The organism is Cognatishimia sp., assembly GCF_049116455.1.
Classification (GTDB): domain Bacteria; phylum Pseudomonadota; class Alphaproteobacteria; order Rhodobacterales; family Rhodobacteraceae; genus Cognatishimia.
Genome location: NZ_JAGDYW010000002.1, coordinates 210,355 through 235,479, shown reverse-complemented (window position 1 = coordinate 235,479; position 25,125 = coordinate 210,355). Strand labels below are relative to the sequence as shown.

Genomic DNA, 25,125 nt, shown 5'->3' with positions numbered 1-25,125 from the left:
TTCCTAGATATTTGACCGTCTAGCTAAATCAGGTCGCGTCAATCTTCAAGCCGCGTGTTTTTCATAAGGTCGAGATTGCGGCGATCTCGTTTAGAAGGACGTCCTTTTCCCTCAAAACGCGGAGAAGGTGGAACTTTTTCTTTCCGTTCGGTCATATCAAAGTACAAACCTTGCGCCTCAGGGGCCGGACCACGTCTCTCGCCAATCGCTTCGATACGCACAACGCGGATTTCTTTGGCCTGCGGAAAGGTCAAAACATCGCCTGTACTGATTGAATGGCTGGATTTGGAGATCTTTTGCCCATTCACACGGACGTGCCCTGCCGCAACGACCTTGCTTGCAAGCGAACGTGTCTTAAAGAATCGCGCGTACCAGAGCCATTTATCGACGCGCAGTTTGCCTGCGGCTTCGGTCATGCCGCGTCTCCAGACATGCAAAAGGCGCGCCACAAGGGCACGCCTTTCGATCCAAAACACGCTTCGCGTTGGATCATTTTGTCTTAAGGCCCATCAATGCAGCTGCGAATGGGTTATCAGGATCGATGGCTTTTTCCTTTTTCGGAGGACGCGCGCTAAATTGCTTCGCACCTTCGTTCCGAGGTTTACCTTTACCCTTGTGCTTGCCACGCGGTTTACCGCCAGGCTTGCCGCCTGATTTACCTTCGGCTTGACCACCTTCACGACGACCACCGCCTTGCGGGCGACGGTTGGCGTTCTGACGGCGACCACCGCCCCAAGTGAAGGTGTAGAACACCTCTGCTTCTGGTTCTGCCGGAGTTTCCGCCGCTGTTTCAGCCTCAGAAACCACTTCAATGGCAGCTTCAGCTGGTGCGTCCAGTGCGGCCTCTGCTTGCACAGCACCTTCAGTCTTCGTTTCTTCGGTTGCGTCACTTGCTTCCGCAGTGACAGCAGCCGCTTTTACTTTGGTGCGCTCACCGCGCTCAGCGTTGTAACCCAGACCCTTCATGAGAGCCGCGAACTGCTCTAGCGTCATGCCTGTGATTGACAGCATGTCTGGGTTCGCTTCAAAGCCTCCCCGGCTGTCTTCGGTGCGCAGCATATCGGCCAGACGCTCGAGCATATCGATGCGGATGGCACGTTCGCCAGCCGCACGATAGCCCGTCATGGCGTGATAGCCTTCAGGAGTGCCTTCACCAGCAGGAACTGTGACCAGACCCGGAGGCGGAGATTCAGGGAAGATGTCCAGACCTTTGGCCAAGGACCACAGCACCAGACGCAAACGTGTCGGAGCTGGCTTCAGCAGCAACGGCATAAAGATCGTGAACTGGCCAAAACGAATCCCGTGTTTGCGCAATGCGCCCCGGGCGTCTTGATCCAGATCTTTGACCTCTGCGGCCACGTCTCCACGGGGCAGAATGCCCAGCGCTTCGACCATACGGAACGCAAATCCGCGGGCGAGGCCTGTCAGCTCTTCGTCACGGGATAGGTTCAACAGAGGTTCAAATAGCGCAGCAATTTTGCGATCGATAAAATGCTGAAGACGGCGCTCAACCTTTTGGGCCACATCTGGACCAGCTTCGTCATCGACAAAAACAGTGATAGTCGGTTTCAATGGGTCACTGCCGGCCACCAATTTGCCAACAGCATGTTCGCCCCACATCAGGCCGCCTTGCTCAGTATAATCAATTTCAGTATCGGGTGCGTTGTAGAAGCGATCCGCCCGCAGATGGAACTGCGGCGCCAAGGCTGCCAAGCTCGCCTGACGCAGAGTTTTTGCCTCTGCCCCTTCAGCGCTCTTATCAGCTTGAAAACGGAACCCCTCTAGACGACCAACGAACTCCCCTTCGATGGTCACTTCACCCTTGTCATTCACTTCGGCCAAAAGGGCCTCCTTCTGTTTGAGCCGCCGCAACAGAACAGATGTCCGGCGATCCACAAATTTTTCTGTCAATCTTGCATGCAGCGCATCTGACAGGCGATCTTCTACCGCGCGAGTCTCGTCTCGCCAATGGTTTTCCTCATCAATCCAACCATTTCGCTGTGCGACATAGGTCCATGTGCGGATAAATGCCAATCTTTTGGATAAGGTATCGATATTTCCGTCAATTTTATCGATTCTTGAGACTTGGCGGGCGAACCAATCGCGGGGAATCCGACCCTTTTCATGCAAGTAACCGTAGATTCCCTGCAACAGACTCGCATGTTCGTTGTGGCTGATACCCCGAAAATCCGGGATCCGGCACACATCCCAAAGCAGACGAACCGACTGAGCGTCCGATGCCCGCGCCGCGATTTCGGCATCGCGACTAAAGGTTTTGAGAACGCCCAAATCATCCGCTTCGCGCGCTTTCATCAAAATCTGATCACTCGGAGCTTCCTCCAACGATCCAATCAATGCGTTCAGCGTGCCAAATTGCAGAGATGCGTTACGCCAATTCACTTTTTTAATCGGTGTGAAACGATGGTTCATGATCGCATCTGCGACTTCTTCATGCATTGGACGCGCTTCACCCGTCACTCCAAAGGTGCCGTGGCTCATTCCGCGTCCGGCCCGGCCTGCGATCTGCGCCAACTCATTAGGCATCAGTTCCCGCATTCGGCGGCCATCAAATTTCGAAGTCGAACTGAACGCAACGTGGTCAATATCGAGGTTCAACCCCATACCAATGGCATCCGTAGCCACCAGATAGTCGACATCACCATTCTGATAGAGTTCGACCTGCGCGTTTCGTGTTCTCGGGCTCAAGGCCCCCATCACCACAGCCGCCCCACCCTTTTGGCGGCGGATGAGCTCGGCGATTGCATAGACGTTATCAACTGAGAACCCGACGATGGCTGAGCGCGGCTGCATGCGGCTGATCTTACGGCTTCCCGCATAGCTCAGCGTACTCATGCGCTCACGGCGCATAAACTCAGCGCCCGGCACAAGGGCCGCGATGATGCCGCGCATGGTGTCTGATCCCAAAAACATGGTCTCATGCAAGCCGCGCGACCGCAGCAGACGGTCGGTAAATACATGCCCTCGCTCTGGATCGGCACAAAGCTGGATTTCGTCGATGGCAAGAAAATCACAACCCATGCCTTCAGGCATGGATTCAACCGTACAGACCCAATATTGGGCCTTGGGTGGTACAATGCGTTCTTCCCCAGTGACCAGCGCTACAACGCGTGGTCCTCGGATGGCAACGATCTTATCATAGACTTCTCGCGCCAGAAGGCGCAGCGGCAGGCCAATCACGCCGGTGCGATGCCCCAGCATACGCTCTATTGCGAGATGTGTTTTACCTGTATTGGTTGGTCCCAAGACCGCCGTAATCCGACCTTGCACGGCCATATCCCCGCCTCTGACTTATAGGTTCCGGCCTTTGACAACCGGTTCGAGTCGCTCCAGCGCCTCTGTTACGGCGGGATGATGCGGATGTATAGACCGCACCAATTCATAGGCCTCAAAGGCGTCTTTGGGCCACTCAATCAGTTCCAAAATAGCACCGAGCCCAATGATGGCTTCAAAATGCCTTGGGTTGAGATGCAGGGCAGTTTCCAAGTCATCCAGCGCCATTCCGAACATTTCTGCATGCGCAAATGCACTGGCCCGGCCAACCCAGCCTTCCGCAAAATCCGGCGCATGATCGGTAAGTGCTGTGAAATGTTCGATGGCCGATTGCACTTGATTGGCCTCAAGCGCCTTACGGCCTCGCGTCAGCAATAGGTCTGCGGTCGCAGATCCTGACTTTTCCCATTCTAGCTGAATATCACGAGCAATCAGATGGGCGTTTTCCGGCGTAGATTGCAACAGATTTCCCATCAGTCGATCCAACCGGCTGTCCTCGGCCCAAACTGCAGAACTGACCCAAAGGGCCATTCCCGCTGCCGCCACGGCAAGTTTGAGATTATTTGGCTTGAAGCTCATAACAGTCTTGAATGTAACCTGCGTCTCGCGATTTACTAGCCTGACGAGGCGCAAATCAAAGGATATTGATGAGATGAGCGATATTGTGGCGGCAGCCGTTAAGGCGCTAAGCGAAAAACTGGGTGATAATGCCCTTGATGGCTCTGCAAAATTCGAGATCGAAGGCGAAGGCGCCCTGATTATTGATGCCAACGGCGTGCGGGCTTCTGACGATGAAGCAGATGTAACGCTGACTGCTGATGCAGAATTGTTCCAGGACATTCTCTCTGGTGATGTGAACCCAACCTCTGCCTTTATGAGCGGTAAGCTTAAAGTGGATGGCGATATGGGCATGGCGATGAAACTAGGATCAGTTCTGTCCTAATGGAAAAAGCGCCGTTCTTTGCAGTGCCCGAAGGCGAACCGATTGGTAACGCTCACTGGGTCAAGGCTGATGACGGCATACGCTTGCGCGTGGCGGCGTGGGGCCTTGAAGGTGCGAAGGGAACAGTTCTGCTGATCCCTGGCCGCACCGAATATGTGGAAAAATACGCGATTGCAGCGGGTGATCTTGAGAAACGTGGTTATGCTACGATTTCAATAGACCTGCGCGGTCAGGGCCTGGCTGATCGGTTACAAAGCAATGAAAACGCAGGACATATCGGCGACTTCGCAGATTATCAACGTGACGTTCAGGCCTTGTTGAAATCCGCTGAAGATCTTGACTTTCCTAAGCCATACTTTCTTCTAGCCCACTCTATGGGAGGAGCCATTGGATTGCGGGCACTGATGAATGGTCTTCCTGTCAAAGCGGCCGCCTTCACTGGCCCAATGTGGCACATCGGCCTCGGCAAACTCCGCCCATTGGCCTATCTTCTCAGTATCGTTCTACGCGGCATAGGTATAGGCAATTGGCTTGCTCCGGGCACCAAGAACGAAACCTACGTTCTAGACACGGCGTTTGAAGATAACCTGCTGACCAAAGATCGCGGCATGTATGCGCGGCTTCAAGCACAAGCGCGCAACCATATCGCTCTGTGTATCGGCGGCCCGTCTATTCGCTGGGTCAACGAAGCATTGCGTGAATGCGGAGCTTTATCGCGCCTACCATCACCTGATTTACCTTGTCTGACATTCCTTGGTACCGACGAAAGCGTCGTTGACACAGATGCCATCGAAAAACGCATGCAGGCCTGGCCCAAAGGCACGTTAGAACTTGTACAAGCCGGTGAACACGAAGTCTTGATGGAAGATGCAAAGACGCGCGCGTCGATCATGGGCAAGATTGCAGCCTCGTTTGACGCAGAACTTTAGCGCTTTTTGCCCCTTAATCACCGCACGTGCCTGATGCGTTGAATGGTTTAAAGCAATCAAAACCAAGGCAGCCCCTTGCACCCTGACCTGACCTCTGCCTATCTCAGTGCAAACAGACTTATTTAATAAAACCACGAGGCCCCTATGCTGAACCTGCCCTTTCCTGTCCGAGATGCCAACGCCAGTTCTGGCAGCGAAGGTCTGGGGAACCTGCCCGAATGGGACCTCAGCGATCTATACACCGGCCCTGAAGCACCTGAACTCGAAGCAGACCTGGCATGGCTGGAAAAAGAATGCGCAGCTTTCGCAGCAGACTATGAAGGCAAATTGGCGGAGCTTTCTGCCGCCGAATTGCTGACCTGTGTGCTGCGCAATGAAAAAATCAGCCAGACCTCTGGCCGTATCATGTCTTACGCGGGTCTGCGCTATTACCAACTGACCGTGGATGCAGAACGCGCGCAGTTCATGTCCAATATGCAAGAAGCGCTGACAGACTTCTCAACCCCGCTGGTGTTCTTCACACTAGAGCTGAACCGCCTTGACGATGACAGGCTTGAAGCGATGTTCGCCGAAAACGCCGACCTTGCGCGCTATAAGCCGGTGTTTGATCGTATCCGTGCGATGAAACCGCACCAATTGTCTGACGAGCTTGAGAAATTTTTGCACGATCTTGGTGTCGTGGGCGATGCTTGGGAGCGCATGTTTGACGAAACCATCGCCGGTCTTGAGTTCGAAATGGAAGGCGAGAAGCTTAACATTGAAGCAACCCTGAACTTTCTCACCGAACAGGATCGCAGCAAACGCGAGGCGGCTTCGCGTGAGATTGCACGGGTTCTCGGGGCCAACATCAAAACCTTCGCGCGCGTTCACAACACGCAAGCAAAAGAAAAAGAAGTGCTCGACCGCTGGCGCAATATGCCGTCTGCGCAGCATGGCCGTCACCTTTCAAACCACGTAGAGCCAGAGGTCGTAGAAGCCCTGCGCAACGCTGTCGTTAACGCTTATCCAGACCTAAGCCATCGATATTACGAGCTAAAGCGCAAATGGTTGGACTTGGACGTGTTGCAAGTCTGGGACCGCAACGCGCCGCTTCCAATGGAAGACACACGCACAGTTCCTTGGGATGAGGCGGAAAAAACCGTGATGGAGGCCTATGCGGCCTTTGACCCACGCATGGCGGATATCGCCAAGCCATTCTTTACCGACGGCTGGATTGATGCCGAGGTCAAACCGGGTAAAGCACCGGGAGCATTCGCGCATCCCACTGTCACCAACGTCCACCCCTATGTGATGCTGAATTATCTGGGCAAACCGCGCGATGTCATGACTTTGGCGCATGAGCTTGGGCATGGCGTGCATCAGGTTTTGGCGGCTGAACAGGGTGAAATGCTGTCTTCGACGCCTTTGACTTTGGCAGAAACTGCTTCGGTCTTTGGTGAAATGCTGACTTTCCGCAAAATGCTGGACTCTGCGGAGACGCAAGAACAGCGCAAGGTTTTGCTCGCAGGCAAGGTAGAGGACATGATCAATACGGTTGTCCGTCAGATCGCGTTCTATGACTTTGAATGCAAACTGCACGCGGCCCGTCGCGAAGGTGAGCTGACACCGGAAGACATCAATGCACTTTGGATGTCAGTTCAAGCTGAGAGCCTTGGGCCTGCGTTTGAATATATGGAAGGTTACGAAACCTTCTGGGCCTATATTCCTCACTTCGTACACAGCCCATTCTACGTCTACGCCTATGCTTTCGGCGATGGATTGGTAAACGCGCTTTACGCAGTCTACGCAGAGGGTGGCGAAGATTTCCAAGAGAAATATTTCGACATGCTCAAGGCCGGTGGTTCTATGCACCATAAAGAGCTTCTGGCTCCGTTTGGCTTAGATGCAAGTGATCCGAAGTTCTGGAACAAAGGTCTGTCCATGATCTCGTCAATGATCGACGAGCTGGAAGCGATGGAAGGCTAACGGCACGTCCCGGGGTTTCACCCCGGGACTTACCACCTATCGACCATTCTACAAATCGGTAGCGACCTCAAAGATACGGTCCATCGCGACCTGAGTTCCGCGTGAGAATTCGAGCGGACAAGGGTAATTGCCCTTGTCTCGAACGGAACGGCCAAAGGCTTCGACCTGCAGTTTGTATTGATCATCCGCCGGGAACCGCTGCGCAACTACCGTGCCGCCGCCGACTTGACCCATTTTGTGGATCTCAACCACCGGTTCACCAAAGACCCTCGCATTAAAAGGGACTGGTACGCGGATTAAGCCTGTTTCCCCATGAAACACCATTTCCTGCGCAGGATGCATCCGAGTGCTGACATATGCTGAATAAGTAGCACCCCCAAATTCCGCGCCAATTTGAGTGAAAACATCAACGCCATTTTCCCATCGAATGCTCGCTGCAATTTTCGTTGGTTCAGCCTGTGTCACAAATCGAGCAGCACCGAGGACATAGACACCAATATCTCGCAACGCACCCCCACCCGTTTCGGGCTTATTTCGGATATTGCCAGCATCTCGATTATCAAAAGAAAACCGCCCATCAATATGAACAAGCTTGCCAATCTCGCCCCCTTGCACCAGCGACCGCACATGTTGCCATTGCGGATGCTGCACGATCATAAAGGCTTCGGCTGCCAGCTTTCCGGACTGATCCCGGGCGGCAATAAGGCGATCATAGTCGCTATCTGTTAATGCGATCGGCTTTTCACAGAGAACATGTTTGCCCGCCTGCAACGCCTTTATTGTCCATTCGACATGTAGGTGATTTGGAAGCGGGATGTAGATTGCTTCGATCGATGGGTCAGCCAACATAGCGTCATAGTCTAAAAAGACCTGAAGGCTGGGACAGAACGCTTTAAACCCACGCGCTTTTTCCTCAGTGGACGTGGCCAAAGCTGCCAACTCGGCACCTTCAGCTGCGTGGATGGCAGGCCCCATAAACTGACTGGCGAATTTCGACGCGCCCAATATGCCCCAACGAACTGGTTTCATCTCTGGCTTCCCTTGAAATGTTTGCGCTATCAAACTCCTTACTTCGTCTTTTTTCAATGCCTTTCCGCAAGGATTTTCAGAATAGGTTCAATCCAGTCTTCATTCCGCTCGTCAACGCAATTTTGGCGGAAAAACCAAAACAAAAACTTCTCAAAAGGCCATTCTGTCTTCATCGCCATATCAAATGCATAGGGGACATCAGATGCGTTTTGTACGGTCACGGCGCAATGATGAAAATCGGTACGCCCAAATAGCATTGAAGGCACATTGTGTAGCATACCTTCAACTGAGACGCTGGAACTGATCGAGCAGCTTAAACAGGCACCTGCCAGCAAATCGTGTACGTTGGCATCTACCAATTCAAGCCGGCTGTGGTCTTGTTCAAGCCGCAATAAATGTGAGCGGGTTACGATATCATCATTGCGCGGATGCGCTTTCACTAAAATGCGACGGTCAGGCAAACCGGCAAGCAAAGCTTCGACCATTTCAGTCTCTTCCATATACAATGAACGCCTGACTGGCTTAGATTCCCCTTGTAAAAAAACCGCGATATATCCCTGTCCGATGACCTTTTTTTCATTAGGCTGAGAGTGCTTTGAACGCCTGGTGTCAATCCATTGTTCGCGCATGCGTCGCGCAAATCCTGAAGCCCATTTTTCATTGATCGCCCGGGGATCAAATGTTTTGGTCGCGATCGAGCTTTCTCCAAAAACACCACGTGGATCGACATACCAAAACTTCGGGAAGTAACTTAAACCCGTGTTGAGAGCATTCTTCTGTCGGACAAGGCCTTGGTGCACAAAATGAAATGCATCTGATCCGAACTCTGCCCCGGAATGGATCGCTTCTCTTTGGCAAAATGCGACATCTGCCCCGGCCTCTGTGAGCATCCGATAGAGCTTGCCATAAAATCCCGGCGCTTCAGCATTTCGACCATTCAACTGATGCTTTGGCAGGTGAATCTTTATGGTCTGCAATGGTCTATCCTTTTTCGCCGACCCTAGGAGATTTACCCCTTTTGCCCAAATAAAAAGACTCCGCGCTTATCACGCGGAGCCCTTCGTCTTGGGGGAACTTTTAGAGCTATCAACTCAACTGTTGAGCTGTATCAAACCTTTGACAGCATGCCTTTTTCTTCAGCGAGATTGCGCATGCGCAATTGCAGTTTTTCAAAAGCACGGACTTCAATCTGACGGATCCGCTCGCGGCTCACGTCATATTGGCCAGACAGTTCTTCAAGAGTCACAGCTGTGTCTTGCAGACGACGCTGGACCAGAATGTCCTTTTCGCGATCATTCAAAACATCCATTGCTTCAGCCAATAGCTCGCGACGCGCAGACAATTCGTCTTTTGCTTCGTAATCAGCCGCCTGATCCGCATCTTCATCTTCAAGCCAATCCTGCCACTGCATGGTGCCTTCACCATCAGAGCCAACCTGAGCGTTCAAAGACGCATCCCCACCGGACATCCGGCGGTTCATGCTGATCACTTCTGCTTCGGTCACACCCAGATCATGTGCAATTCTTGCCACGTTTTCGGGGCGCATGTCGCCTTCTTCCAGCGCACCGATGCGCGCCTTTGCTTTACGCAGATTGAAGAACAATTTCTTCTGTGCAGACGTGGTTCCCAGCTTGACCATAGACCAGCTGCGCAGAACGTATTCCTGAATAGATGCACGGATCCACCACATCGCGTAAGTCGCCAAACGGAAACCTTTTTCCGGGTCAAACCGTTTCACAGCCTGCATCAGGCCAACGTTTGCTTCCGAAATCACTTCGGCTTGCGGCAATCCATAGCCGCGATACCCCATCGCGATTTTCGCTGCCAAACGCAGGTGAGATGTCACCATCTTATGAGCAGCTGCTGTGTCTTCTTTTTCGACCCAAGCCTTGGCCAGCATGTACTCTTCTTCTGGCTCAAGCAGAGGAAACTTTCTGATTTCCTGCATGTAGCGGTTCAGGCCGCCTTCCGGCGTTGGGGCCGGTAAATTCGCATAATTTCCCATGTCCTGTCCCTTTCTTATCCTGTGATCCCCTCTCAATAAGGGGAATGTTTAAAGGCTTAACATCCAGATAGGTTGGCGCTAACGGGCTTTCAAGCGGGCTAGTCCAAATTTCTAGATTTAAAGTGAACTCTGGCGAAGTGACATTCCAGTCACGTGGCTGTGTGCTCACTGGCTTGTGCAGAATGTGTCACATTCGCGAATGCATGCATAGCGAAAGAAACATGCATAGATGCATAACACTTACGCAAAAATTCACAGAAGTCGTGAATCATGGCTTGTAAGTTCGCGCTCATAAAAGCGGACGAGGCCACTCTATTGTTACAAACGGAAGCGAGAAAACTCGCTGAATTTTGCGGTCAACCGTATTAAAAACGACCTTAGATTTTAAAGTCTCGCACTCACTGTGCTCTGATTTATCAACCAGAACGCAAGGCAATCACTTACCTGGCTTGATGTCCAACGCGTGAATGAGCTGCGCCATATCATCAGGAAGCGGCGCTTCAAATCTCAGACTTTCGCCACTCACAGGGTGATCGAACCCCAATACCGCTGCGTGCAGTGCTTGGCGTGCAAATTTTTGAGCTGCGTTGATCCCGGTGATTGAAAGCGCCTTTTCGGACAGTTTGCGCCGCCCACCATAGGTCGGGTCACCGATAAGGCTATGGCCAGCATGAGTCAGATGAACGCGAATTTGGTGAGTTCGCCCGGTTTCTAACCAACATTCGACCAGAGATGCCACCTCAGGCGTGCCAAAGCGCTCAACAATCCGCACACGGGTCACCGCATGCCGACCGCCCTCAAACAACACCGCCTGCCGTTGGCGATCTGTCTTATGCCGCGCCAAATGCGTGGTGATCTTCATAATATTGCTGGATTCGAAGTTCACCCCGCGCACACCGCGCAAACGGGGATCATTGGCGTCAGGCACTCCGTAGACCACCGCATTATAATAACGTTCGACCGAGTGCTTTTCGAATTGTGCCGCCAACCCGTGATGCGCGCGGTCGCTTTTGGCCACCACCAGAAGGCCAGAGGTTTCTTTATCGATGCGATGCACAATACCCGGACGTTTTGACCCGCCCACCCCGGACAGGCTGTCTCCGCAATGATGCAACAAGGCATTGACCAAAGTCCCATTTGGACTGCCCGGCGCAGGATGCACAACCATACCAGCAGGCTTATTGATCACAATCAGATCGTCATCTTCAAATACCACTTCCAAAGGAATGTCTTCGGGACCGATGTGGCTTTCGTCAGCGACGGGAACATCAATTGTTACTTCCGTATCCTCAGCAACTTTCGCCTTAGGGTCTGTCACAACGGCCCCATTCAAGGTCACATGGCCGCCTGCAAGCAATTTAGCCAAGCGTGTGCGCGACAAGGACGCTTCTTCTGGCACATCCCGAGCCAGTGCCTTATCAAGACGCGAAGGCGGATTATCCGCAATCTGAAAGGTAATACGGGACGTGGCCATGCCAAAAACTCCTGAGCAAGACACTCTTGAACCGGAACTCCCGGCGAATCTGCAGTTTCTCCGCCGATTGATCACGGTACTCACAGCAGTGATGATTGGCGGGCTTGTAGTGGTCGTGGCGCTGCTTGTCACCCGTTTCTATGGAGCGGGCCCCGAAATGCCGACCAGCATCTCTTTGCCCGATGGGTCAGAGGCCACCGCCTTTACCCGCGGCGATGGATGGTATGCTGTTGTAACAGCTGACAATCAGATCCTGATCTTTGATGCCCTAACCGGTCAACTGAAACAAACAATCCTCATCGAATAAGCAGCTCTATGACCCTCGATACGTTTAGACCGAAAGGCCAATCGTATGCTTAGCGATAGACCTTTTCCGGTAGCCACAGTGCAATTTGTGGAATGAATGTCACCAGCAACAATACGATGATCAACGGCACCAAGAAGGGCATAGTCGCCCTGACACAGCGTTCAAATTGCACCCCCGAAACTTCCGATAACACAAACAGAACCATACCAACCGGGGGGGTTAACAACCCCAACATTAGATTCAAAATCAGCAAAATACCCAGGTGAACAGGATCAATGCCCGCTGTTACAGCAATTGGCATCAATACCGGAACCAATATGGTGATGGCCGCGATGGTTTCCATGAAGAGGCCGATCAACAGTACAATCACCATCATAATCACGAGTAAGACCTGCTTGTTGTCCGTTACGCCTAAAAGCACAGCCCCCAATTTTGTTGCCACTTGTTCAGATGTCAAAATCCAAGCAAAAACGGCGGCTGAGGCGATGATCAACAGGATGGATGCAGACGTCTGAATGGTATCCATCGAAACGCGCACAAGATGTCGCCATGTCAAAGAACGATAGACCAATAACCCCAAAAGAAGCGCATAGCATACAGCAGCGACCGCAGCCTCGGTCGGAGTGAAAACCCCAGTCGCAATGCCTCCGACAATGATCACCGGCGTCATAAGCGGAAGTAAAGCGTGTTTGAAAGATGTGGAAATCGCCCCGATGCTTGCACGGCTATCGCGCGGATAATCGCGTTTCCAAGCATACCAGGCGACCATCACCATCAAGCTCACCGCCATCAACAATCCGGGAATCAAACCGGCAGCAAAAAGCTCACCAATCGAGACAGACGCCATGACACCGTAAATCACCAATGGCAGGGACGGTGGAATAATTGGACCAATCGTCGAAGACGCCGCCGTTACTCCAACTGAGAAATCTGTGTCATAACCTGCTTCACGCATGGCCTTAATCTCAACGTTACCAAGTCCGCCAGCATCCGCGACTGCAGCACCAGACATACCTGCAAAAATCACGCTTGCACCAACATTTACGTGCCCCAGCCCACCTGGAAGCCACCCGACTAGAGACCGTGCAAAAGTAAAAATCTTTGTGGTGATCCCACCTGTGTTCATCAGATGACCGGCAAGTATAAAAAACGGGATCGCCAGCAATGGGAAGCTGTCAACGCCACCGATCATCCGGTGGATCAAAAGGACGTCAGGCAGACCTTTTATCATAATATACGCCAACGACGACAAGCCTAGCGAAACCGCCACTGGCACGCCCATTATCAAAAAGAGAACCAGGAGGATAAAAAGTACTGTCAACGCCATAGCTTTACTGTCCCTCAATCGCTTGCTGAAGTTTTTCCTGAACCAAAATATCTGCAGGCTTTGAGAATTCACGGATCATTGTTTTTGCGGCAAATACGGCCATCAAGAAACAACCAGCGACCACCACATAATAAAGATAGGCCTTAGGAAGCTGGATCGACACGAAATTGGATTTCGTGCGTTCTGCGAGTTCAATGCCTAAAAATCCTGCATAGGTCCAAAACGCAGTCACAATCAGCTCGACACACAAAACAATAGGTTTGATCGTTTTAACTGGCAGATAATGATAGGCAAACTCTAGAAAGATGTGCTTGCCGTTGCGCACACAACTGATGCCGCCGATGAAGGCTAACATGATTAAAAGATATCGAGCGATTTCCTCAGTCCAACCAAGGCTATCGTTCAAAACATATCGAGTAAAAAATTGCAGAGCGACAATCACGAATAAGGTCGTAAAAATCACCAAGACCGGAATATCTAGGACACTAACATCAGAAATGTCATCGGTAATTTCTTCAACTTCACCAACCAATTGGTCAACAATATCAGATTCTTGAGATGCCATTTCTACACCCTTCCAAAGCAATAAAGACCCCGGCCAAGCTTTTACGTTCGGCCGAGGAATATTCTAAGGTTAATTTGCGTCAGGCATCGCCTGAAGGGCTTCAAAGAGCTCAGCCGGAAACGGCAAATCATCACTCTTTAGAGCCGGTGCAACCGCTTCGATAAACGGCGCGCGATCAACCTCGTTTACAGTGACGCCCTGAGCGCGGAACCAATCCGCCAATTCACCCTCAGCACTCACGATTTGCTCTGTTGACCATGCAGCTGTTTCATCCAGAACATCATTCAGAATGGCTTGGTCTTCGCTGCTCAAAGAAGACAACCTGACGCTAGAAACTACAGTAAAGATCGAGTTAGCAATGTGACCCGTCAAATTGATATTCGTCTGAACTTCGTGGAATTTCTTTGCCTGAATGGTTGTCAAAGGATTTTCCTGAGCGTCTACAACCCCTTGCTGCAACGCAAGATAGACTTCAGCAAAGGCCATAGGCGTCGGATTTGCCCCAATGGTTTTTGGGAACAATACGTAAGCTGGCGCATTTGGAACGCGGATTTTAAGATCTTGCATATCCGAGGGGCTCAAAATCGGTTTGTTCGCTGTCACGTGACGCGAGCCATAGTAGCTCACCGAATAGATTTCATTCCCACCAGTGGCATCGGCATAGCCTTCTGCAACGCCTTTGAAGACATCACTATCGTAATAGGCTTCCCAGTGCTTTAGGTTACGTAATGTAAATGGGAAGTCTGTCATCGATGCCGGGCCATAAAAGGATCCTGCAAATCCTGCACCAGTATAGATGATGTCCACAGTTCCCAAAGAAAGCCCTTCGTTTAGGTCTGTTTCTTTGCCCAACGATGACGCAGGAAACACAGCAATACTGTGGCGCCCATCGGTGCGTTCAGCAAACAGCTCAGCAGCTTTTTCCGCAGCATGATGCAGGGGATGGCTCACTTCGTAAACGTGCGCGAACTTCAGTTCAGCTGCGTTCACGGACTGTGCCATTGCAAAGAAACCCAAAGAAACAGCAGCGCAGCTCGTAAATGTCGATAGTTTCATATCTTCCTCCTATGACAAAATCAGCACAGAAGAACTATTGGCAACCTAAGTGTATGGCTCAAATAAATTGTCCACCACGGTGAGGCAAATCATGCCGTTACGTGTGAAGCCAACTTATGGACCTCCCCAAACACCTTTTCTGCCCGCCTCCCGCTGACAGGTATGGTATGACCAAAGAATCATTTAAGGTCAATAATGAAAATATTTATGCTAATTTATGGAATTTTGGTACTATGACAATGAAGAGGTATTTGATCAAAAGCCCCAACAAACCAAGGCGCATCGCGATTGGCTAAGAAGCCGAACAACGTTCGTTTTCCGTTGGATTGATTTTTAGAAAGAAGAAGGGTGGTACCACCTCCCCGGCTCGAACGGGGGACCTCCTGATCCACAATCAGGCGCTCTAACCTACTGAGCTAAGGCGGCACTGCAGCGCGATTTACATTTCCAGTTTAGCGAATGCAAGGGCGGTTTGCGAGAAAATAGCGTTCAAGCCAAGGTTTTTTCCCAAACTTGTTCCACAACATCCAGACCAAAGGAATATCCCGCCTTTTCCTCAATCATTTCAAAGCCTGCCTTCTGATAGAGACCTCCAGCAGCCTTAAGGCTTTTGTGGGTCCATAAGATCATTTTCCGGTATCCATTGGCTTTTGCATGATCAAGCGCCTGGTCTAGCATTCGGGCGCCCAGCCCCGTGCCCCGCGCCTCTGGTTCAAGCAAAACCAGGCGCAAACGCATCGTTTGATCGTCCTCGTGAACGACAAAGGTCGATCCCAATCGTTGCCCAAAGCCATCAACGGCAATAAAGGCCGCATTGCTTGGGTGAGGATCGTTAACGTAGTCCGCCAAAATGCGCGCCACCAATCCTTCAAACTGCAGATCATAACCTTCTTCAGCGGCATAGATTCGACCGTGCGCTTCTGTAATCCACCCCAGATCACCCGCTTCAAGTCCGCGAAGTCGAACCTCTCTTGGGGTGTGATCAAGCAGGCGTTGAACCGCAGCCAAGGCATGGCAAAGCTGATGCCGCCCGTCTTGTGACAGATGACCTGTCATATCACCGATCAACGCAGCTGAGGCTGAGCTTAAGGGTTCATAAATCGCACGTCCCTTTGCGGTCAGCGACAACAATTTGCGACGCGCATCCTGTGCATCTGCTTTTCGTGCAAGCCACCCTTTCTGCTCAAAGGTCTTGAGGATCCGACTCAGATATCCTTCGTCAGCATTGATTTGCTGCGCAATCTCGCGGGCAGCGATACCGTCTTGGCCTGCCAGATAAATCTCTTGAAGGACCCGAATCTGCGTCAGCGTCTGACCTGACCCAAGATATGAGCTTTCCAACAAGCCAAGCCGAACGGTGTAGTCGCGATTGAACGCGCGAATATGTGCAATGTGATCCATATGGCTAAGCAATCGCATTTACTTGACTAAGTCAAGCAATATACACTTGCCCCCTGCCCCATAACAGCGATATGCCAATTCAGCACAAATCGGAGAACATCATGGGTATCAACACTGAACGCGATATCGAAGCCAATCTACAAATCGGTCCAACCGACAAAGGCTTTGTACGTATTTTCATTGATGCGGGTGATCTCGAGATTCCAATGGATTTCTCCCCCGAAGAGGCAGAAGAAATAGCGGAAGAGATCCGCGCCGCAGCAGCGACAGCCAGAAATATGTCTAAATAATCAGTCTTCTTCTGGAAGGGCTGACATTTTTGGATCACGGAACCGGTGCAAGCGGCGCGCCGCATCCATTGCAAACTTCTGAATAATCTTCTTGCGACGCGCGGCCGGTAGCTTGTCTTCTGGCCCCATGCGAATGATTTCGGCGTCGTAGGAATCAGCAATGATCAAGCCGGTTCCATCAGGCAGAAGCTCGGTTGGAAACTCCGTATCGACCGCCCAGAAATAACGATCACACCACTCTAGGTACCCTTCCCACTTGTGATCAGACTGAAAATCAGCGCGGCTTGATTTGCATTCGATCACCCAGATTTCGCCCTTTGGCCCCAGTGCGATCACATCCACGCGCTTGCCACGCTCGGGCACAAATTCTTCAATAGAAACATAACCATGGCTGCGAAGATGCCGAGAGACACCGCGCGCCAATAGTTGCCCTGGTTGCAATTCATGATCCATCATCAAAACGTGAACAATTCATGAACAAAATGCAAGCGCAAATTACTTGTTGACATGACACCAAATGGTATCACAAATAAAGGGTACCATTTGGTATCATTAAGGGAGCCCCAATGCGCCACCTATTGTTTTTCTGCGCCATGACCCTAAGCACATCTGCTTTTGCGGCCCTGAGCCATGACATTAAAACCTTTTCGCCAAGTGACTTGCCTTGGGTTGAGACACCTGAAGGCGTGGCGTTTGCCGATTTAAACGGAGACCGATTCAGCGGCCCATATCAGGCTATGGTCAAACTTCCTGCAGGTTTGGTTAGTCCGCCTCATATCAAAACGGCCAATATGTTTGGTGTGATGATCTCTGGCGAAATGCGCCATTGGCGCCAAGATCAGAAACCAGCGGATGTTATGCCAATTGGGCCCGGAGGATTTTATCAAATCCCTGCGGAAATCCCGCACCAAAGCGCCTGCATTTCTGACATACCCTGTGTGGCCTATCTCTATCAAGACGGGGCATTTGACTTTAATGTGGTCGCCCAATGACGGTTGCACAGCTTGACGGCCCGCAGGCCGCTTTTCGTGCGCTCGCCGACCCGACGCGCCGCGAGATTTTAATCTTGTTAAAACAGCGCTCTATGACCATCGCTGAGGTCGCAGAAAATTTCGACATGACCCGTGCTGCGGTCAAAAAGCACCTCATTATTTTGACCGAAGGGGGCTTCATACAGGTCACCGCCCAAGGACGCGAAAAGCTCAATCAAATCCTACCAAGTGGTTTTGCACCCATTACTGATTGGCTGGCGTATTTCGATCTCTTCTGGGACGACAAACTCACCAATCTGGCCGATGCCATCGAAGCCGATATTGCCCACTCATCTGAACCACAGGACAAATCATGACACAGACAACAACCCTGACAAAATCCATCATACTTCGTGCCACCAAAGAACAGGTCTGGTCATACCTTACAGATCCAGACAAGCTGGCAATCTGGTTTCACAAACCAACTAAGTCGCTAGCTGCAGGCCAAAGCTATGAAATGTATGGCACGGAAAGTGGCCAAAAGCTTATGTGGGGTGAAACAACGGTCGCGAATCCCTTTGAACGCCTTGAAATGACATTCTCAATCGCCCCAATGAATGGGGCCAGCAGCCATGTTGTTTGGACATTGCAAGAGGTTCCGGGCGGAACACGTCTCAATCTGACCCATTCAGACCTGCCTGCCAGTGAAGAAACCTTTGGTCTGGCATTGGCACTGGACAAAGGCTGGGAAGACCACATGGCCCGGATGCGCGCAGATATCCACGCAGACTAAGCACTGTCTACGCCCCCTTGCCCACACGCGAAACAATACATATGTGTGGGCTCGGCGGGTTCTGCCCTTCTCGTGATCCGGTAGCAATCCAGTGGCCTTAAGCAATTCCACGGGAGCTGGCTCTGTTTGGATCCTGGTCCACTTACCTGGCGCCCACCTGTACATACAGGTCCCCGGGATTGAGATTACCCCACGGCTGCGTTTGCGGGCCCGCCACTTTTCACGAATTCTTCCCCCTTGCATCTCAATAAAGAAATCCGCTTGATACGCCCTATCAAACGCAAGGATTTTTTATGAAACGCAAATTTTTCGCCCTCATTGTCCTCTCAACTCTTGCAGGCTGCGGCGTTCCATTTGTTCCCCTAGTCTAACGACCAACGTTTTCTTTTTGGCAAAATACCCCCGCCAGAGGCATTGGTGGTTGCCATATGGCACAATCACCACCTTTCCCTCCCTGCTCCCATTGGTTAAACCTCGCTGGAACTCGAGTTTACCGCACGCAGGATGACGCAGATGGCGATGGAAAAGACATTTAACGCAGCCGAGGCCGAAAGCCGCCTCTTTGACGCCTGGGAACAGGCGGGTTGTTTCAAGGCCGGGGCCAATGCAAAGCCCGAAGCCTCCACCTATTGCATCATGATCCCGCCGCCGAACGTCACGGGCGTTCTGCACATTGGTCACGCCTTCAACAACACGCTGCAAGACATCCTGATGCGCTGGAAGCGGATGCAGGGTTTTGACACGCTGTGGCAACCCGGCACCGATCACGCGGGCATCGCGACGCAGATGGTTGTGGAACGTGAGCTGGCCAAAAACCAACAGCCCTCCCGCGCTGAACTTGGACGCGAAGCGTTCCTAGAAAAAGTCTGGGAATGGAAAGGCCAATCCGGCGGCACCATCATTAACCAGCTGCGCCGCCTCGGCGCATCCGCTGATTTCTCTCGCACCGCCTTCACAATGTCCGGCGCCCCGGGCGCACCCGAGGACGAAGCGGGCGGCAACTTCCATGATGCGGTCATCAAAGTCTTTGTTGAGATGTATAACAAGGGCCTAATCTATCGCGGTAAGCGCCTCGTGAACTGGGACCCGCATTTTGAAACCGCGATCTCTGACCTCGAAGTGGAAAACATCGAAGTTGCCGGCCACATGTGGCACTTCAAATACCCGCTCGCCGAAGGTGTGACATATACCTACGTCGAAAAAGATGAAGACGGGAACATCACGCTTGAAGAAGAGCGCGACTACATTTCTATCGCCACCACGCGTCCAGAAACCATGCTGGGTGATGGCGCTGTTGCGGTTCACCCGTCAGATGAGCGTTACGCGCCCATCGTTGGCAAGCTCTGCGAAATCCCGGTTGGCCCAAAAGAGCACCGCCGCCTGATCCCAATCATCACCGATGAATATCCTGACAAGGACTTTGGCTCTGGTGCGGTAAAGATCACCGGCGCGCATGACTTTAATGACTACCAAGTCGCCAAGCGCGGTGGCATCCCGATGTACCGCCTGATGGACACCAAAGGCGCGATGCGTGCCGACGGAGCCCCATACGCCGAAGAGGCGGTGAAAGCGCAAGCACATGCAAACGGTGCCGCGTTTACCGAAAACGAAGTCGATGCGATCAACCTGATCCCTGATGACATTCGTGGCATGGATCGTTTTGAAGCGCGTAAAGTTGTGGTCGATCAGATCACATCCGAAGGCCTCGCAGTGATGATCTCTGAGACCAAAACGGTTAAAGATGAAGACGGCAACGAGTCTGAAGTGACTGAAACCGTACCATTCGTAGAAAATAAGCCGATCATGCAGCCGTTTGGCGACCGCTCCAAAGTGGTAATCGAACCTATGCTGACGGACCAATGGTTCGTTGAAACTGACAAGATCGTTGGACCGGCACTGGATGCAGTGCGCAATGGTGACGTGAAAATCCTGCCGGAAAGCGGCGAGAAAACCTACTACCACTGGCTAGAGAACATCGAGCCATGGTGTATCTCTCGTCAGCTTTGGTGGGGTCACCAGATTCCGGTTTGGTATGGCCCTAAAATCGATCCTCAAGGCAGCAACATTGATGGCGTTGAAGTATTTTGCGCAGCATCAGAAGCTGAAGCAATTGAAAACGCTAAGGCGCATTATTCAGGAGTTTTCTCTGGCACGGTAATGGTTGATGTACGAGGAAATACTCAAACTCACGGCGTTCCAGTTCTTGCTGCGTCTCAAAACGGTCCAGAAATCGGCAACAACGTTGATATCGCTCTCACCCGAGAAGCCGACGTCCTCGACACTTGGTTCTCCTCCGGCCTTTGGCCCATCGGCACGCTCGGCTGGCCTGAAGACACGCCGGAAATGCAGAAGTATTTCCCAACCTCCACGCTGATCACCGGTCAGGACATCCTCTTCTTCTGGGTGGCCCGTATGATGATGATGCAGCTGGCGGTCGTGGATCAGATCCCGTTTGACACCGTCTACCTGCATGGCCTTGTACGCGACGCCAAGGGCAAGAAGATGAGCAAATCCACTGGCAACGTCATGGACCCGCTGGACATCATCGACGAATACGGTGCCGACGCCCTGCGCTTCTCTTCTGCTGCCATGGCGGCTTTGGGCGGCGTGCTGAAACTCGACATGAAACGCATCGAAGGATACCGCAACTTCGGCACCAAAATCTGGAACGCCGTGCGCTTTGCTGAGATGAACGAAGTCTACGCAAATGGCGCGCCATCTCGCGAGGTGCCGAACGCGACCGCAACCGTGAACCAATGGATCATCGGCGAAGTCGCGCAAACCCGTGAAACAGTGGATGCAGCACTAGATAGCTTCCGTTTCAACGATGCCGCCAATGCGCTTTATGCCTTCACTTGGGGCAAGGTCTGCGACTGGTACGTCGAATTCGCGAAACCTTTGCTGTCTTCCGAAGATGAAGCAGTCAAAGCCGAAACGCGCGCGACTATGGGGTGGGTGCTGGATCAATGCATGATCATGCTGCACCCAATCATGCCGTTCATCACCGAAGAGCTTTGGGGCCAAACTGCAGAGCGCGACGGGATGCTGGTTCACGAAGCTTGGCCGACCTATGGCAAAGAATTGGTCAATGCGGATGCTGATCGCGAGATGAACTGGGTGATCCAGACCATCGAAGCAGTTCGGTCTACCCGCGCGCAGATGAACGTGCCAGCAGGATCAAAAATCCCAATGGTTGCGACGCAGATTACTGACGTGAACGACGCGGCCTTCACCGCGAACCAAGCGTTGATCTTTAAACTCGCGCGTTTGGAAAGCCTTGAGAAAGTCGACGACTTCCCGAAAGGCTGTGCAACTGTGGCCGTGGATGGCGCGACCTTTGGCCTGCCGCTGGCCGGTGTTATCGACGTGGCCGCAGAAAAGGCGCGCCTTGAAAAGAATCTCGGCAAGCTTGCGAAAGAACTCGGTGGCCTGCGTGGACGTCTGAACAATCCAAAATTCGTGGCTTCAGCGCCAGAAGAAGTTGTTGTTGAAGCAAAAGCCAATTTGGCGGCTCGCGAGGAAGAAGAAGCGAAACTGAAAGCAGCCCTCGAGCGGGTTGCAGAAATCGCTTAAACTTCGTCTATAGACAAACAAACGCCCGCCGATCAGGCGGGCGTTTTGCATTTAACGGTCATCATGCGTTGCTCTTGCGATACCACCGGCATTCGCGCGATAAGACAGTATGACTGACCCACGTTACACCTCAACCGTTGCCGCCCTGCCCTCGACCGTTCCTTTTGTGGGACCAGAAACACAGGAGCGTACCAGTGGCCAAATCTTTCGAGCGCGGCTCGGTGCAAATGAAAATGGGTTTGGACCAAGTCCTGCGGCAATCGAAGCCTTCCGAAACGCGGCTGGCGATATCTGGAAATACGGTGATCCAGAAAATCATGATTTGCGCCACGCGCTGGCAGATTTCCACCAGGTGAAGCCGGAAAACATCGTTGTGGGTGAAGGTATCGATGGCCTCTTGGGTTATCTCAGCCGCATGCTAATCGCGCCGGGAGATCGCGTGGTTACGTCGCTGGGCGCATATCCAACGTTCAACTATCATGTGGCTGGGTTTGGCGGAGTGATCGAAACAATTCCTTATTTGAACGATCACGAAGATCTGCCCACACTGATCGCCAAGGCCAAAGAGGTGGATGCGAAACTGATTTACTTCGCCAACCCGGACAACCCAATGGGTTCCTGGCACGCTGGCAGTACGATCACTGCACTGCTGGATGACATTCCCGACGGCTGCCTTTTGATCTTAGACGAGGCCTACGTTGATTTAGCCCCTAACGGCACCGAAGCGGAGTACTCGGTTGAGCACCCAAAGGTCATTCGCATGCGTACCTTTTCAAAAGGATATGGCTTGGCAGGGGCGCGTGTTGGCTACGCGATGGGAGCACGCGCACTGGTCAAAAATTTTGACAAAATCCGCAACCATTTTGGTATGAACCGCGCCAGCCAAGCAGCCGCATTGGCCGCATTACAAGACCAAGACTGGCTTTTACAAACCAGATCACGTGTCCACGATGCACGCGAATATATCAATGAGATTGCAATCACGCATGCGATGACGACGATACCATCAGCCACCAATTTCGTTGCAATTGATACCGGCAGAGATGGCGATTTTGCCAAGTCCGTTCTTGAGGCCCTCGCGATCGAGAGCGTGTTCATTCGCATGCCGTTCATATCACCTCAAAACCGGTGCATCCGGGTAAGCTGCGGCCCACGTGAAGAGCTTGATATTTTCGCCGATACCTTTGCGAAGGTTCTAAAAACACTTCAGTGAAACCGATGCGGTAGATTGAGAATGCTCAAAACGCATTTGAAGTCCCCACTTTGAACGCATAGGGTCAGGATTGTCTAAACGCTAGACCGCCCAAAGGATTCATTCTCCACCGTGTCACAAGATGCCCTCACCATCGACAAGCCGTCTGCCGATGAAAACCAACGACTGATCGTTTGGCTTTGGAAGAAATTTCTATCAAAGCACATCGGACTTCTTTTACTTGCATTGCTCTTTATGAGCGTGGAAGGCTCTATGCTGGCCGCGCTGAGTTGGATGATGCAGCCGATGTTTGACGGTGTTTTTCTGTCTGGAGACACATCCGCGCTCAAATGGGTTGGGGCCGTCATTTTTGGTATATTTGTGAGCCGCGCCCTTGCTGGCATGGCGCAGCGTGTTTTGCTGACGCATATTTCGCAGAAAACAGCTGCGGATCTGCGCACACAATTGCTGGATCGTTTAATGCGTCAGGACAATAGTTTTCACCAAACACATCCGCCAGGATATCTGATCCAACGGCTTCAAGCTGACGTCCTAACGATCAACAATGTTTGGAATATCATCGTGACCGGTGCTGGCCGTGATGCGATTGCACTGATTGCGCTGATGGGGGTTGCAATCAGTGTAGATTGGAAGTGGACATTGGTGGCCTGCATTGGCACCCCTGTGTTGGTCCTACCTTCGATCCTCGTACAGAAATTTGTTCGACGTCGCGCACGCGAAGCACGAGACTTAGGCGCTAAACTGGCGACACGTCTGGATGAAATTTTCCATGGTATCGTTGCGGTAAAACTCAATCGCTTGGAAAACTATCAATCGCGCCAATATCGCAATCTGACCGATACGCTTGTACGTACCGAAGTCCGCTCAGCAGCCGGTGCAGCCGCTATTCCCGGCCTGATCGACATCATGGCAGGCGTTGGATTTTTGGGTGTGCTCATTTATGGCGGCGGCGAGATCATCGCAGGCGAAAAAACCGTCGGTGAATTCATGACGTTTTTCACAGCACTTGGCATTGCATTCGAGCCTCTCCGACGCCTCGGAGCTGTGAGTGGGCAATGGCAAGTGGCAGCCGCCAGCATTGAGCGCCTTAAAGAGCTGCTTGAGCACGAGCCCACGCTTGTCTCTCCGCCAAATCCCAAACCTGTCCCGCGAGAAACCGGCGACATCGTTTTACAGGATGTGAAATTGTCCTACGGCGACACTCAGGTTCTGAACGGCACAAGCTTCACAGCAAAAGCTGGGCAAACCACCGCCATTGTTGGAGCGTCCGGGGCTGGTAAGTCCACGATCTTTAATCTGCTGACCCGTTTGGTCGATCCGCAAAACGGAACGGTAACGGTCGGCGGGGTGGCAATCCGCGATCTATCACTTGAAAACCTGCGGGATCTCTTCTCTGTCGTGTCTCAAGACGCCATGCTCTTTGACGAGACCCTGCGTGAAAACGTTCTTTTGGGGCGTGATCAAGTCACTGAAAAAGAACTGATGGCAGCGCTGGACGCCGCCCATGTCAGCGACTTCGTGATGAAAATGCCGGATGGGCTTGATACGCGCGTCGGCCCGCGCGGCAGCGGATTGTCCGGTGGACAACGCCAACGTGTGGTCATTGCGCGGGCTTTGTTGCGCAACACACCTGTGTTGTTGCTGGACGAAGCGACCTCTGCGCTTGACGCGCAATCAGAAGTCTTAGTTCAGGACGCATTGGATCGGCTGTCTAAGAACCACACAACTTTGGTCATTGCCCACCGTCTATCGACGGTGCGGGATGCCGATAAGATTGTGGTGATGGACAAGGGCCGCGTCGTTGAACAAGGCACTCATACAGAGCTGTTGGCGCTGAATGGCCCCTATGCAGAGCTTTACAATTTACAGTTCTCCTCCGATGGCCCAAGTGCCGAGGAATCCGCACGCAAATCGACTTTGCCTGCGGTGAAATCAACAACCGCGAAGAAGGGTTTTTGGGCCAAAATGCTTGGCCGCTTACCGCGTATCTAAA

The 25,125-nt window shown here is 52.2% G+C and carries 23 protein-coding genes and 1 tRNA gene; 11 read left to right on the top strand and 13 right to left on the bottom strand.

The features are described 5' to 3' along the window. Positions 1-38 precede the first annotated feature (38 nt). The 3 genes from JXQ85_RS04650 to JXQ85_RS04640 all read right to left on the bottom strand — a co-directional run bounded on the left by JXQ85_RS04650 (position 39) and on the right by JXQ85_RS04640 (position 3,870). Positions 39-416 carry an RNA-binding S4 domain-containing protein gene (locus JXQ85_RS04650; protein WP_421747714.1) on the bottom strand — a complete coding sequence of 126 codons (378 nt, stop codon included), beginning with the start codon at positions 414-416 and terminating at the stop codon, positions 39-41. A 73-nt stretch (positions 417-489) separates the two neighbouring features. Then, positions 490-3,294, bottom strand: a complete 2,805-nt coding sequence (locus JXQ85_RS04645) for a helicase-related protein (RefSeq protein ID WP_421747713.1) — start codon at positions 3,292-3,294, stop codon at positions 490-492. A 15-nt stretch (positions 3,295-3,309) separates the two neighbouring features. Continuing rightward, positions 3,310-3,870, bottom strand: a complete 561-nt coding sequence (locus JXQ85_RS04640) for a tetratricopeptide repeat protein (RefSeq protein WP_421747712.1) — start codon at positions 3,868-3,870, stop codon at positions 3,310-3,312. A gap of 73 nt (positions 3,871-3,943) precedes the next feature. Between JXQ85_RS04640 and JXQ85_RS04635 the strand changes: the two genes are divergently transcribed. From JXQ85_RS04635 to JXQ85_RS04625, 3 genes are all read left to right on the top strand, one after another. Beyond that, positions 3,944-4,234 (top strand): SCP2 sterol-binding domain-containing protein, encoded by a 291-nt coding sequence (locus tag JXQ85_RS04635; RefSeq protein WP_421747711.1) that lies wholly within the window; start codon positions 3,944-3,946, stop codon positions 4,232-4,234. Continuing rightward, the gene (locus JXQ85_RS04630; RefSeq protein WP_421747710.1) at positions 4,234-5,163 is read left to right on the top strand and encodes an alpha/beta hydrolase; all 930 of its coding nucleotides are present in this window, start codon (positions 4,234-4,236) and stop codon (positions 5,161-5,163) included. Before JXQ85_RS04635 ends, JXQ85_RS04630 begins: the two co-directional genes overlap by 1 nt. 144 nt (positions 5,164-5,307) lie before the next feature. Then, positions 5,308-7,128 (top strand): M3 family oligoendopeptidase, encoded by a 1,821-nt coding sequence (locus tag JXQ85_RS04625; RefSeq protein WP_421747709.1) that lies wholly within the window; start codon positions 5,308-5,310, stop codon positions 7,126-7,128. Between the two features lie 48 nt (positions 7,129-7,176). Here the strand turns inward: JXQ85_RS04625 and JXQ85_RS04620 are convergent, their stop codons facing one another. The 4 genes from JXQ85_RS04620 to JXQ85_RS04605 form a co-directional block, all read right to left on the bottom strand. Next, positions 7,177-8,157, bottom strand: a complete 981-nt coding sequence (locus JXQ85_RS04620; RefSeq protein WP_421747708.1) for a Gfo/Idh/MocA family protein — start codon at positions 8,155-8,157, stop codon at positions 7,177-7,179. Between the two features lie 53 nt (positions 8,158-8,210). Beyond that, positions 8,211-9,047: a hypothetical protein gene (locus tag JXQ85_RS04615; protein ID WP_421747707.1), complete on the bottom strand. Its 837-nt coding sequence runs from the start codon at positions 9,045-9,047 to the stop codon at positions 8,211-8,213. 218 nt (positions 9,048-9,265) lie between these two features. Further along, positions 9,266-10,162, bottom strand: a complete 897-nt coding sequence (gene rpoH, locus JXQ85_RS04610) for an RNA polymerase sigma factor RpoH (RefSeq protein ID WP_421747706.1) — start codon at positions 10,160-10,162, stop codon at positions 9,266-9,268. A gap of 436 nt (positions 10,163-10,598) precedes the next feature. Further along, a complete protein-coding gene (locus tag JXQ85_RS04605) occupies positions 10,599-11,636 on the bottom strand; it encodes an RluA family pseudouridine synthase (RefSeq protein ID WP_421747705.1) in 1,038 nt (345 codons plus the stop codon). Here JXQ85_RS04605 and JXQ85_RS04600 point away from each other — a divergent pair. Next, positions 11,635-11,943: a DUF6476 family protein gene (locus JXQ85_RS04600; RefSeq protein ID WP_421747704.1), complete on the top strand. Its 309-nt coding sequence runs from the start codon at positions 11,635-11,637 to the stop codon at positions 11,941-11,943. The genes JXQ85_RS04605 and JXQ85_RS04600 overlap by 2 nt on opposite strands. Before the next feature lie 49 nt (positions 11,944-11,992). On the opposite strand, the gene JXQ85_RS04595 is transcribed toward JXQ85_RS04600, so the two are convergent. From JXQ85_RS04595 to JXQ85_RS04575, 5 genes are all read right to left on the bottom strand, one after another. Continuing rightward, positions 11,993-13,270, bottom strand: a complete 1,278-nt coding sequence (locus JXQ85_RS04595; protein ID WP_421747703.1) for a TRAP transporter large permease — start codon at positions 13,268-13,270, stop codon at positions 11,993-11,995. Positions 13,271-13,274: 4 nt separating this feature from the next. Then, the gene (locus JXQ85_RS04590) at positions 13,275-13,835 is read right to left on the bottom strand and encodes a TRAP transporter small permease (RefSeq protein ID WP_421747702.1); all 561 of its coding nucleotides are present in this window, start codon (positions 13,833-13,835) and stop codon (positions 13,275-13,277) included. Positions 13,836-13,904: 69 nt separating this feature from the next. Then, a complete protein-coding gene (locus tag JXQ85_RS04585; RefSeq protein WP_421747701.1) occupies positions 13,905-14,891 on the bottom strand; it encodes a sialic acid TRAP transporter substrate-binding protein SiaP in 987 nt (328 codons plus the stop codon). 349 nt (positions 14,892-15,240) lie between these two features. Beyond that, positions 15,241-15,317, bottom strand: a tRNA-His gene (locus tag JXQ85_RS04580). Between the two features lie 63 nt (positions 15,318-15,380). After that, complete coding sequence (locus JXQ85_RS04575; protein WP_421747700.1) at positions 15,381-16,310, bottom strand: bifunctional helix-turn-helix transcriptional regulator/GNAT family N-acetyltransferase; 930 nt, start codon at positions 16,308-16,310, stop codon at positions 15,381-15,383. An 83-nt stretch (positions 16,311-16,393) separates the two neighbouring features. On the opposite strand from JXQ85_RS04575, the gene JXQ85_RS04570 reads away from it, so the two are divergent. Continuing rightward, complete coding sequence (locus JXQ85_RS04570; RefSeq protein WP_421747699.1) at positions 16,394-16,582, top strand: DUF6324 family protein; 189 nt, start codon at positions 16,394-16,396, stop codon at positions 16,580-16,582. On the opposite strand, the gene JXQ85_RS04565 is transcribed toward JXQ85_RS04570, so the two are convergent. Beyond that, positions 16,583-17,035: an MmcB family DNA repair protein gene (locus JXQ85_RS04565; RefSeq protein WP_421747736.1), complete on the bottom strand. Its 453-nt coding sequence runs from the start codon at positions 17,033-17,035 to the stop codon at positions 16,583-16,585. It abuts the gene before it with no gap. A gap of 113 nt (positions 17,036-17,148) precedes the next feature. Here JXQ85_RS04565 and JXQ85_RS04560 point away from each other — a divergent pair, with 113 nt between their 5' ends. The 6 genes from JXQ85_RS04560 to JXQ85_RS04535 all read left to right on the top strand — a co-directional run bounded on the left by JXQ85_RS04560 (position 17,149) and on the right by JXQ85_RS04535 (position 25,124). Then, positions 17,149-17,574, top strand: coding sequence for a cupin domain-containing protein (locus JXQ85_RS04560; protein WP_421747698.1), 426 nt, complete (start codon positions 17,149-17,151; stop codon positions 17,572-17,574). Further along, positions 17,571-17,930, top strand: a complete 360-nt coding sequence (locus tag JXQ85_RS04555) for an ArsR/SmtB family transcription factor (protein WP_421747697.1) — start codon at positions 17,571-17,573, stop codon at positions 17,928-17,930. The genes JXQ85_RS04560 and JXQ85_RS04555 overlap by 4 nt, the downstream gene beginning before the upstream one ends. Beyond that, the gene (locus tag JXQ85_RS04550; protein ID WP_421747696.1) at positions 17,927-18,346 is read left to right on the top strand and encodes an SRPBCC family protein; all 420 of its coding nucleotides are present in this window, start codon (positions 17,927-17,929) and stop codon (positions 18,344-18,346) included. Before JXQ85_RS04555 ends, JXQ85_RS04550 begins: the two co-directional genes overlap by 4 nt. A 513-nt stretch (positions 18,347-18,859) precedes the next feature. Then, positions 18,860-21,919, top strand: coding sequence for a valine--tRNA ligase (locus JXQ85_RS04545; protein ID WP_421747695.1), 3,060 nt, complete (start codon positions 18,860-18,862; stop codon positions 21,917-21,919). 109 nt (positions 21,920-22,028) lie between these two features. Continuing rightward, a complete protein-coding gene (locus JXQ85_RS04540; RefSeq protein ID WP_421747694.1) occupies positions 22,029-23,132 on the top strand; it encodes a pyridoxal phosphate-dependent aminotransferase in 1,104 nt (367 codons plus the stop codon). 111 nt (positions 23,133-23,243) lie between these two features. Then, positions 23,244-25,124 carry an ABC transporter ATP-binding protein gene (locus tag JXQ85_RS04535; protein ID WP_421747693.1) on the top strand — a complete coding sequence of 627 codons (1,881 nt, stop codon included), beginning with the start codon at positions 23,244-23,246 and terminating at the stop codon, positions 25,122-25,124. Position 25,125: the final 1 nt, after the last annotated feature.